8 protein-coding genes are annotated in these 10,358 nt (G+C 55.9%); all 8 read right to left on the reverse strand.

Annotated elements, in window-relative coordinates; all coding sequences use genetic code 11:
- Positions 1-63: 63 nt before the first annotated feature.
- The gene (locus ACNKID_RS07325; protein ID WP_417912787.1) at positions 64-855 is read right to left on the reverse strand and encodes a glycosyltransferase family 2 protein; all 792 of its coding nucleotides are present in this window, start codon (positions 853-855) and stop codon (positions 64-66) included.
- Between the two features lie 59 nt (positions 856-914).
- Positions 915-1,970, reverse strand: a complete 1,056-nt coding sequence (locus ACNKID_RS07330; protein WP_417912788.1) for a glycosyltransferase family 9 protein — start codon at positions 1,968-1,970, stop codon at positions 915-917.
- Positions 1,967-4,435, reverse strand: coding sequence for an O-antigen ligase family protein (locus tag ACNKID_RS07335; RefSeq protein WP_417912789.1), 2,469 nt, complete (start codon positions 4,433-4,435; stop codon positions 1,967-1,969). The genes ACNKID_RS07330 and ACNKID_RS07335 overlap by 4 nt, the downstream gene beginning before the upstream one ends.
- The gene (msbA, locus tag ACNKID_RS07340) at positions 4,432-6,165 is read right to left on the reverse strand and encodes a lipid A export permease/ATP-binding protein MsbA (RefSeq protein WP_417912790.1); all 1,734 of its coding nucleotides are present in this window, start codon (positions 6,163-6,165) and stop codon (positions 4,432-4,434) included. Before msbA ends, ACNKID_RS07335 begins: the two co-directional genes overlap by 4 nt.
- Positions 6,166-6,352: 187 nt before the next feature.
- Complete coding sequence (locus ACNKID_RS07345; RefSeq protein ID WP_417912791.1) at positions 6,353-7,339, reverse strand: hypothetical protein; 987 nt, start codon at positions 7,337-7,339, stop codon at positions 6,353-6,355.
- Positions 7,336-8,442: an AAA family ATPase gene (locus tag ACNKID_RS07350; protein ID WP_417912792.1), complete on the reverse strand. Its 1,107-nt coding sequence runs from the start codon at positions 8,440-8,442 to the stop codon at positions 7,336-7,338. Before ACNKID_RS07350 ends, ACNKID_RS07345 begins: the two co-directional genes overlap by 4 nt.
- On the reverse strand, positions 8,435-9,622 hold the full coding sequence (locus tag ACNKID_RS07355) for a DUF262 domain-containing protein (protein WP_417912793.1): 1,188 nt from the start codon (positions 9,620-9,622) through the stop codon (positions 8,435-8,437). Before ACNKID_RS07355 ends, ACNKID_RS07350 begins: the two co-directional genes overlap by 8 nt.
- Positions 9,623-10,062: 440 nt before the next feature.
- Positions 10,063-10,358, reverse strand: a 296-nt coding sequence (locus ACNKID_RS07360; protein ID WP_417912794.1) for a hypothetical protein, incomplete at its 5' end; no start/stop codon positions are given.

A 10,358-nucleotide genomic window follows, 5' to 3' on the forward strand; every position in this document is an offset into this window, starting at 1 on the left:
ATGCTATAGGTCACAACTTGGGTAAAATATAGCAGATTTGGCGGAGCTTTTTTTAGCTGTGATTCAGGACAGATATGCAGTTACGCCTCTTTCGCACCAAGTCAGCTTCTCCTCCACAGTAGTTTTCAGCAATTCGTCGTTCGCGGCCAGATGGGCGCGATCATTGAGCGGATGGTAGAGGTGATAGACAATGGCACTGAATTTGAGGTTCTTCCGCACCAGACCGCAGTTGAGGAGGCGGGCCGTGAACTCGGAGTCCTCGCGGCCCCAGCCGACAAAGGCCTCGTTGAAGCCGTTCACGGCCAGCGCGTCGCTCCGCCAGAAGGCGAAGTTACAGGTGCGCACGCCGTACATGCCACGGTCGCGGTAGGAGAACAGGCAGGACAGTATGTCCGAGCGGACGCAGTTCTTGCGGTTGCCCACGTCCCAGCGGCAGACCGGCTCGACTGGCGGCTTGCGGCTGGCGAGGATCTCCTGCGAGAGCTGCTCGCCGAGCAGGACCCGCGTGCCTTGGACAAAGCAGCCGCGCTTGGCAAAGCGGGCGTGGTCTGCGATGAAATGCCGCTCAAGGATGATGTCGCCGTCAATGAGGATGATGTAGTCGCCGCTGCTTTTGGCGATGGCCTTGTTGCGGCTGGCGGCCAGCCGGAAGCCCTCGTCCTCCTGCCAGGAATGGATCACCGGCACTGGCGCGGTCGCGGCGATGCGGCGGATCAGCTCGCCGGTGTCGGGCCGGGAGCCGTCGTCGGCAATGATGATCTCCAAAGGCAGCTTCTTCTGCTGGAGCGCGCTGCGCAGCGACAGCTCCAAGGCTTCCTTCCAGTTGTAGGTGGTGATGATGAGACTGATTCGCATGGGCGCTTTTGGGGAAATCTCGATACTGCTTGCGGGGTCAGCCCGATGCAGGCATCGAGTCATGTCAGCAGGGCTGTGGCGGCTTCCTGCACCATCTGCACGGTGATGCCTTTCATGCAGGACAGATGGGCGCAGCTGCGTTTGCGGCACTCCAGGCAGGACAAGTTTTCGGCGCGGATGATGCGGTGCCGCACGCCGTAGGGGCCAACGCGCTCCGGGTGCGTCGGGCCGAAGAGCGCGGCGACCGGCACGCCAGCCAGAGCGGCGATGTGCATCGGGCCGGAATCCAGGCCGATGTGCAGGGCGGATTGGGCGATCAGGGCGGCGGCCTGCGGCAGACTGAGCCTGCCAGCGGCGATGATTGCCGGGCTGCGCATCAGGCGGACAATGCCGTCCAGATAGGCCAGATCCTGCGCGCTGCCGCCGAAGACCACGGCAAGCCCCTGCCCGTGCAGGCGGTCAGCCAGCTCGGCCCAGCGTTCCTGCGGCCAGAATTTGGTCTGCCAGCGGGCCGCCGGGTTGGCGTGCACGACCCTCTTCCCAGCCCCGCCCGCCTCGCGCAGGAAGGCCTGCGCCGCCTCGCGGTCAGCCGTGCTGGAGCGGAGGTGGAAGTCCGCTGCGGTCACACTGAGGCCAAGCTGCTGGCAGAAAAGTAGGTTCTTGTCCTGCGCGTGGCGCACGTCTGCCGGGACAGCGACGAGCTGCTGCTGAAAGAGCGTGTTCAGCTCTTTGGCATCGGCGAAACCAAGGCGCAGGCCGCCCGGATTGCAGCGGCCCAGCAGCCCGCTGCGCAGCGAGGCGTGGAGGTCAAGGATGAGATCATACGGCTCCGCCTGCAACTGCTGGCGCAGGCCGCGCAGGGTCTTCAGGGTCGCGCTGAAAGCGGTCAGCCAGGCGGAGCGGCCCGCCTGCGGCTCGCTGGTTGAGGGAATGCGGATGGGATAGATGCGGTCTATGCTTTCGTCCGCCGCCAGCAAGGGCGCGAAGGCCTGCTGCACGATCCAGCCGATGCGGCAGTCCGGCCAGCAGCGTTTGAGCGCGTGCGCCAGTGGCAGCGTGTGGACGATGTCGCCGAGCGAGCTGGGCTTGACAATGAGGATGCTGCGGTGCTTCATGCGCAGGAGCCGCCGCCCTCGCTCAGGCAGATCAGCTTGCGCACCGCCGCCTCGACAGTCCAGATCGGGGCCGCCGTCTTGGCCGCTGCCAGCTTGTCCGCAGCCCAGTCGTCCAAGATCGCGGCGATGGCTGCGGCTGTGGCCTGCACGTCATCGGCAGGCGCGGCGCGATGGCCGCTGTCCGCCAGCATGGCGGCCAGCTCCTTGTTGTTATGCAGCAGGCCGAGGATCGGGCGGCCTGTGAGCAGGTACTCATAGACCTTGGAGGGGATGGTCTCGCAGGAGAAATAGATGATGTTCTGCACTAAGAGCAGGCAGTCTGCCTGCTGCATCCGGGCTATGGCCTCCTCTCGCGGCACCGGCCCATGCACCCTGACGAGGTCGTGCAGGCGCAGGCGTTGCATCTCCCGCTCCGACAGGCTGTCAAAGGAGCCGTACACGTCCACCTGCGCCCTGCCGCGCAGCTCCGGCCTGCCGCTGACGACCTGCTCCAGAGCTTGGAAGAAGACTGCCAGATTGCGCGTGCCAGAGAGCGAGCCGAAGTGCGCGAAGGAGCAGCGGCCGCCTTTGCTGTATGCCTGCTGCTGCCCGAACCAGGACGGCTCCGCGCCGGGATAGACTACGGCCAGCCTGCCGCAGCCGGTGCGCTGGCGGCAGTGCTCCAGCGCCGCGCCGACGAGAAACACGAACAGGTCGGCCTGCTGGCAGATGCGCCGCTCCAGATTCGTATACAGCAGCAGAGCGAGACGGCTGCGCCGCCAGCCTTGGTCGTGCACGAGCGGGTCCTGCGTCTCCGCAAGCCAGCGGATGCCAGTCCAGCGCTTGATCAGCAGGCCCGCGACATGGGCTGAAGCCGAACCGCCAGTGGAATAGATCAGCTCCGGCCTGAGCTGGCGGCAGATAAGCAGGCCGCGCAGCGAGGCCAGCAGGCCCCAGGACCATTCGCTCTCTAAATTGACGACGATCTTCTCCAGCAGGTAAAAAGGCAGCACCGGCAGGAGAAGCAGGGTCTCAACCAGCTTGAACTGCCAGCGCTGGCGCAGTCGGCGGCGGAGGTAATGGCGCAGCTCGAAGCGGAGGCCGGAGGGTGCGAGGCTGACCGTGCGGAAGTGCCGCCATGTCGGATGCGCCAAGCCGGCCGGGCCGGTGAGCAGCACCGGCTCAATGCCTTGGGCCTGCAAGTGCGGCAGACGGTCGTCTACGTGCTGCGAGCAGGCTGAACCGGGGATGTTGGCGCGGTAGGAGAGAATCAGCCAGCAGCGGCCCTCGGCCTGCGGCAAAGGCTTTTTCTTGTAGAGCGCAGCGGTCATCAGGGCGAAGAAGAAAGCGGTCTGATAGACCTTGAGATAGGACTCCGCCAGCATGATGACTGCGAAGAAGAGCGGGAAGGCGAAACGCGCACGGCGCAGGCTGTCCTCCTGCTCAGAGCGGGCCTGCCGCAGCATGAGGACAAAGATCAGCAGCAGGATGAGCAGGCCGGGCAGGCCGAGCAGCGCCGCGCTGAAGAGGTACTGGTTGTGCGGGTTGTCGGTGCTGAGGCTGTGCGGGCTGCGCTGCTGGTTGACCAGCGCGTAGGCGGCTTTGAAATCGCCGGTGCCCACGCCGAGGCAGGGCTGCTCGCGGATGAGGACCAGCGCGTTCCGGCAGAACTGAAGGCGCAGACCCACTGAGGTGTTGGGGTTCTCGTGAAAGCCAGAGGCTTCGCTCAGGGCTTGGTCAATCCTCTGCTGAAAGACCGGGCTGGCTAAATAGCCGGTGGCGATGCCCGCAGGCAGCAGCAGACAGAGGAGGAGTGCCGCCCGCATGCGCTTCCGGCTGAAGACTTGCAGGAGAAAGAGGCTGAGGAGGACGAAGAAGGCGGCCTGCCCGGTGCGGCCTTCGGTCATGAACATGTTGACGCTCATCAGCCCGGCGAGCGCGAAGAGGCCCGCACGCGCCTGCCGCCTTGGCTCCTCCCAGACTGCCTTGTGCAGCGTCAGGTAGATGGCGAAGGCCAGCAGCGGGTTGTAGACGACGTGAAAAGTCTTGGGCGTGAGATGCGCCGGGCTGACATCGGCGTACTGGACAAGGCCGAGCCAGACCAAGAAGGTGAGCAGCATGGCCGCGCTCATCCCGGCGATGAAGCAGCTCAGATAGAAGGCGCGCCGCTCGTGGCGGACAGTGGTGAGGAAGACCGGCAGCAGGGCAATCTTCCAGTGGCTTTGCAGGACGCTGAGGCCGTCCGTCGGGTTTGCTGTCCAGAGCAGACCGAGGCAGAGCAGGGCCAAGTATCCCAGCACCGCCGCCGCGACTGGCGTGAAGAGGGTCTCAGCCAGCTTGAGCAGGAAATTCCCTTCGATCAGCCAGAGCAGGAGAATGAGCAGGGCGATTGCCGACACCGCCGAGGTGGAAAGCGGCAGGGCAAAGGCGAGCAGGCCCGGCAGCCAGACATTGGCTTGGCCTGCGCCGCTGCGGAGCCTGCTCATCGGGCGGTGTGCTGCAAGCTGTGCAGCCCCTCGTAAATGCCGCCGCGCCGGAGCAGGCTGTCGTGGTCGCCTTCCTCGGCAATGCGGCCGTCCTGCATGACCACGATGCGGTCAGCATTTTTGATGGTCGAAAGGCGGTGGGCGATGACCAAGGTGGTGCGGTTCTTCATCAGATTGTCTAAGGCCTGCTGCACCTTGCGCTCGGATTCAGTGTCCAGCGCGGACGTGGCTTCATCTAAGATAAGGATCGGCGCGTTCTTGAGTATCGCTCTGGCGATGGACAGCCGCTGCTGCTGGCCGCCGGAAAGCCGAACCCCGGATTCGCCGATCACTGTGTCGAAACCCTGCGGCAGGGCTTCGATGAAATCCAAGGCAAAGGCAGCGGCGGCAGCACGGCGGATCTCCTCCTCGCTGCAATTGGGGCTGCCGTAGGCGATGTTGTTGCGCACGCTGTCATTAAACAGGATAGTCTGCTGGGTGACAATGGCAATCTGGCTGCGCAGCGAACGCAGGCTGAGGGCGCGCAAATCATGGCTGTCCAGCAGCACCGCGCCGTCCGTGACCTCGTGAAAGCGCGGCAGCAGGCTGGCCAAGGAGCTTTTGCCGCCGCCCGACGGTCCAACCAAGGCCACCACCTCGCCCTGCGCAATCGTCAGGCTCACTTCGCGCAGCACCGGCTCGCCGGGCTGATAGGCGAAGCTGACCTTGCGAAATTCAATCTGGCGGTTGAAGGGCGGCAGATCAACCGCATTTTCCTTCTCGCGGATTTCCGGCTCGGTGTCCAAAAGGGCGAATATGCGGGCCGCGCCGGCCATGCCCGACTGCACCGTCGAATTGATCTTGCTCACGCCCTTGATCGGCTCGTAAAGCATGACCAAGGCGGTGAGAAAAGACATGAAAGTGCCGGGCGTGGCGTTGCCCTTCAGCACCTCGCTGCCGCCGAACCAGATGATCAGGGCCATGCCGATGCCGCCGAGAAATTCAATCATCGGATGCGCAAGGCTGCGGTAGCGGGTTTCGCTCATCAAGGTGTCGAAAAGCTGCTGCATCTTGGCGGCAAAGCGGCGTTTCTCCTGCTCCTCGGCGCAGAAGGCCTTGACGATGCGGATGCCCCGGATGGTTTCGTTGAGGAAATTGCTCGCCTCGCCCATGCCTTGCTGGTAGCGGGTGCTGATGCGGCGGAATTTTTTGCCGAAAACCACAATCGGCACAGCGGCCATCGGAATGAAAACAAGCGAGACCAAGGCCAGCCGCCAGTCCATGTAAAAAATCACCGCCAGCAGCCCGGCCACGCTGAAAAAATCGCGCAGGACGTAGATCAGGGCGTGCGAGACCGTGCCTTGGAGCATGGCCACGTCGTTCATGATCCGCGAGATCAGCTCGCCGGTGGAATTTTTGTAGAAAAAGCTCATCGACAGCTCGTGGAGCTGTCCGTAGAGGCTGTTGCGCAGGTCTTTGATCACCGACTGCCCCACCCACTCTAGCAGATACGAATAAAAAAAGTAAAACACCCCTTTGACGAAAAAGACCGCTAGCAAGGCCAGCGGCAGCGCAGTCAGCCAGCGGGCGTTCTTCTCGTAGAATATCTTGTCTAACAGCGGCTGCACCATGTAGGCCTGGGCCGCGTTGAACAAGGCGACGATGATCATCGCAGTCATGGCGATGAGCAGTTTGCCGCCGTAAGGCCGCAATACTTCGCGCAGCCGGAGCAGTATGGCTCGGTTGGTCATTGTGAAGGAAGAGGAAGTTTGTTTGACAACCGCAGATCAAACCAATTTCAATGCAACGTCGTCAAGGCCATCAGGCCAATAATAGTTGGGATGATTCAGCAGCCAGCCGCCCAGAGTGCTCTCCTTGCTGGTAGCGCGGGAATGGAGGGAATGGATGTGAAGGTCGTCGATGCAGGGCATTCTTAAATTATTTTGGATCAGATTTAGTAGGAAGATGCTTTCCTATATATCCTATAAAGACAATGTTCTCGTCTGAATTGACAAGAAAATATACTCTGATCCCTTGGCTGAATTTAATGTGATCCTCGAACAGCATCTTCTCTCCGCTTGGAAGATGGAACTCACGTGTTTGGCGAAATTTTTCTTTTACTGTTGACGACTCGCCGCTGACTTCATGCCGGAGGCCAAGCTGGCGCAAAGTGTTATGGCTATATCCGGCAACACGCCCTTCAGCCCAATGCTCTGCAAAGGTGTTGAGAACGGATAATGCCTCCTTGATCTGTTCAAGAAAATTTGTCGGGTACGCCCAATTCCGCAGCTGCTCCTCTGCTTTTCCGCAGAAACGCAGACAGGGATACAACTGCTGTGCCTGCTCCAGCAATTCTTTTCCTGAGCAGATTCGCTTTGACAGTTTCTCCTGCAATCCGGCTTTTTCTTTTTCAAACTGCTCAAGAGAATGCAGGTTGCACAGTTCTTCGATGGAACTGACAATTTCACCCGTTTCAGAAAGTTGTTCAACAATGACCGTCACCGGCGAGGCTGTCCAAGGAGAACGGGTTGGAAAACTCAGCAATGGAGAATCGTTCCAAGCTGCTGCTCTGAGTGCGGAACAACTCTGCTCATTCAGCAGATGAACATCGAACAGCTCAAGATCATTTTCCTTGTCTTTTTCCGTGAAGAGCGGCTGCTGTGTTGCAATGCTGCGGAAAACTCTTATGAGATCCCTGCATTGAGGCTCATTGACATGCTGGTCATGCCAATCTTTCCAGAAATATCCATGAGCCAACTCCAAACGGAACCAAGTGCCGTCAACGCTTTCATCTGCCAAGATGAAGCTGAACCCTATAAGTTTCGCTCTAAGGCATATTTTCAAGAAATTGACAATTTCACGATCAACATCTTCTGGTGAACTGAACGGCAGAGAGTGATGATTGAAAACAAGAGGGTGGCTCACAGCAGTTTCTCCAGCTGACGGTCCCACTCATCGAAAAATCCTGCCGGCCAGCAGTTAAGCCGGCCACAGGCATCTATTTCCGGGGAAATAACTGTGGATTCATGAGAATCAGCATCTTTGCTGCGTTCAAGAAAAAAGAATTTGACCTCTTCCGGCGCAATTATTTTTTCTTTGACAGCAACTCGCACTCCGTTAAGAAAATGATCTGAATGAGTTTCGATGAAAAGCTGAACACCGTTGTGCGCTGCAAGGGCGCATAGTTTTCCAACTGTAGACTGCCCTGCCGGATGCAGATGCGACTCAGGGTTTTCGATAATGAGCATATCTCCTGCTTTTGCTCGCAAGAGAGCTGTGAGGACAGGCAGAACATAGGTTATGCCGAATCCGACATTCTGCGGCTTGAAATTTGCTGTTGTTTCTTTTCCTTGGTCAAAAGCATACCCAAGAGAAACAGAACTGGTGGCTGGCTGCATGGCGGCGCGTATCCGCAATCCAGGCGAAACTTCAGACATCCATCTATCAATATTTTCTAATATAGTCAGAGAAATTGCTTTGTCATGACGCAGGGCAGGAAGGCTGACAGGGTTGTTTCCATTTTCTGCGATAAAATGAGCAGTATATTCTCCGTGATTTCCTAAAGAATTCAGGTCATGAATGTAATAGCTTGACACCTCATATGAAGGTTTCGGCCCTATTCGGTCGGCTGACAGATATTGAAAATTCTTATTGAACAAACTCTTGCTGTCAGCAATGCGTAAATTCTCGTGCATTGGGCTTGCAAGAGGCTGCATGTCTGAATCAGGCGCATAGTTGAAACAGAACTGCAAAGGTTTTTCCTGCGCCCAAGTGAACGTGAAACGCACAGCATCAGCCTGTTCGGCAAAAATATCACGGCCTGTGCCTAATGCCGCATATTCCCCTTTCAGAAGCAGCCCTTTGTCAAATAAAGTGTTCCGTTCATATGACTGTCTCAGCAGAAGAAGCACCTGCATCAGAGTGGACTTCCCCATTCCGTTCAGTCCAGTAAAAATATTAAGAGAAGTCAGAGAAAAACTGGCATCAAGAAGGGTTTTGAATCCCTGCACACGTATAAACTCAAGCATGGAGCACCTCGTCAATCAATTTCTGCACTCTGTCGCAGCGAATTTGATAAAAACTTTTCTTCTGTGTTGAGAATGTAATGCTTTGAAAATACATATCATCCTCAGACATAAGCTGGATATGCTTTTCTTGGAGGACAGCTTTCTTTGCTTCGAGCGTCTTCATCTCTTCTTCAGAAAGGCGGGCAAGGGCCACTGTCCACACCTCAAACAGTGTTGAATTTTTCAAGTTTCTTCTAATTCCGCTCCCATTTTCTGTTATTTTTTCAAAAGCAGTATCCCCAAAAACATCCCAGCTTCTCTTGACAGAGCTGCGAAATATTTCTGCAAGATTATCTAATTCTGTTTGACTCATCTTCTCTAACTTTTTCATCATTTCATCAAGGAATACTGTGATGTTTTTCTTACTTTGCCTGTAATCATTCGCATAGAAAGCCAAAAATCTGAGAACTAGCTCTTGATCCTGCATTCTTTTAGTTTTTGCACCAATTGTTTTCTTCATATAAGTGTCTCCTGCCAGCTCCCTTAGATAATTGCGCAATTTCTGTGAGGTCAGAGCATTACGAATCTCCTGAAAATTAAGCGTCAAACCTCCCGTGTTGACCCTTCTAAAGATTGAAAATTTTACTTCGTCAGGAGTTCCAGGCTGGATTAAAAATAAAGTTACTGAACATTCATCAATACGACGCTGATACGTCCGAGGAAGATCCTCGTAAGTTTTACCTGTAAAAATATCTAGATATTCTAAACTTCTGAGGCGTAGTTTTTCCGACGGATTGTTTTCAATAATAAATTTTCTTATAGAAGATAATCGCTGCAATCCATCAACTACAAGCCATTTGTCATCATTTGTAGCATCAAAATAGAAAGAAGGAAGAGGGAATCTAATAAGTATTGATTCAATAAGCCTAGACATCTTTACTGCATCCCAAAGTCCTGCCTCCCTCTGGAAATCAGTGTTCATGTCTATCTCGTCATTCTTCAGACGATCAATAACGTTTCTTAACGTGTCTTGTCTTTGAATAATATTTATAAAAGTCGGATCAAAGGATCTTTCCAGAAGTTTTTCTTCTTCGATAAGATTTTTTACTGCATCGTCAGCACCATCAACAGGAAGATTCTCATCATTAAATTCAATCTCAATTTTTTCTTCAGATTCATTGAGGGAAAGCATTCTTTTCATATCGTCATCCTTGTTTTTTTGCCGCTGGAGGGCACAAGCATTCGCCCCGCTGTCAAACAGCAAGACTATACCCTTTTTTTCGGAGAAATTACAGCGCAAGCAAACGGTCAAACGTCAAAAGACTTCGCCATCTCACTGAGAACGAAACGGATGCGCGAGCAATCCGCCTGCACGCTTGGCGGCAGGAGCGCGGCCAGCCCGGTGGCGGCGGGAGCCTGCTGCAATCGAAGAAAACTTGGCTCGGCAGGCTCCAGATGCCCACGCAGATGAGCAAAACAGCCCGGATGGGGTAAAATCGCCGGTGGCGGCAAGGTCAATGCCCTTGATCGCCGCCCAAGCCGCCAAGCCGTGCAGGGAACTGTCCTTGCTGGTGGCGCGGAAATGGCGTGAATCGTGTTGCTCGGTTCGTCATCTTCTGCGCCAAGGCCATGATTTTCGCTTCAGTGTTCGGAAAACGCCTGTTCAACCCTTTTTGCGCGGCAATGCCCGTATGGTCCCAATGTTTTATCGTTTCTTCCCGACGGATGCGCGTTTAAATCGTCCTGATTCACGTTTAAATCGGGCCAATTCACATTGAAATCGAAACGATTCAAATTGGAATTGGGACGTTTTACACGTAAATTGCCCTGATTCACACTTAAATCAGCCCGATTCAAGTGTGAATTGATCCGATTTAAATTGAAATCGGGCCGTTTTCGATCAAAATCGCCCCGGTTTAAGTGTGAATCGGAATGAT

Origin of the sequence: Candidatus Electronema sp. TJ, from assembly GCF_048287355.1 — a bacterium.
Lineage (GTDB): Bacteria > Desulfobacterota > Desulfobulbia > Desulfobulbales > Desulfobulbaceae > Electronema.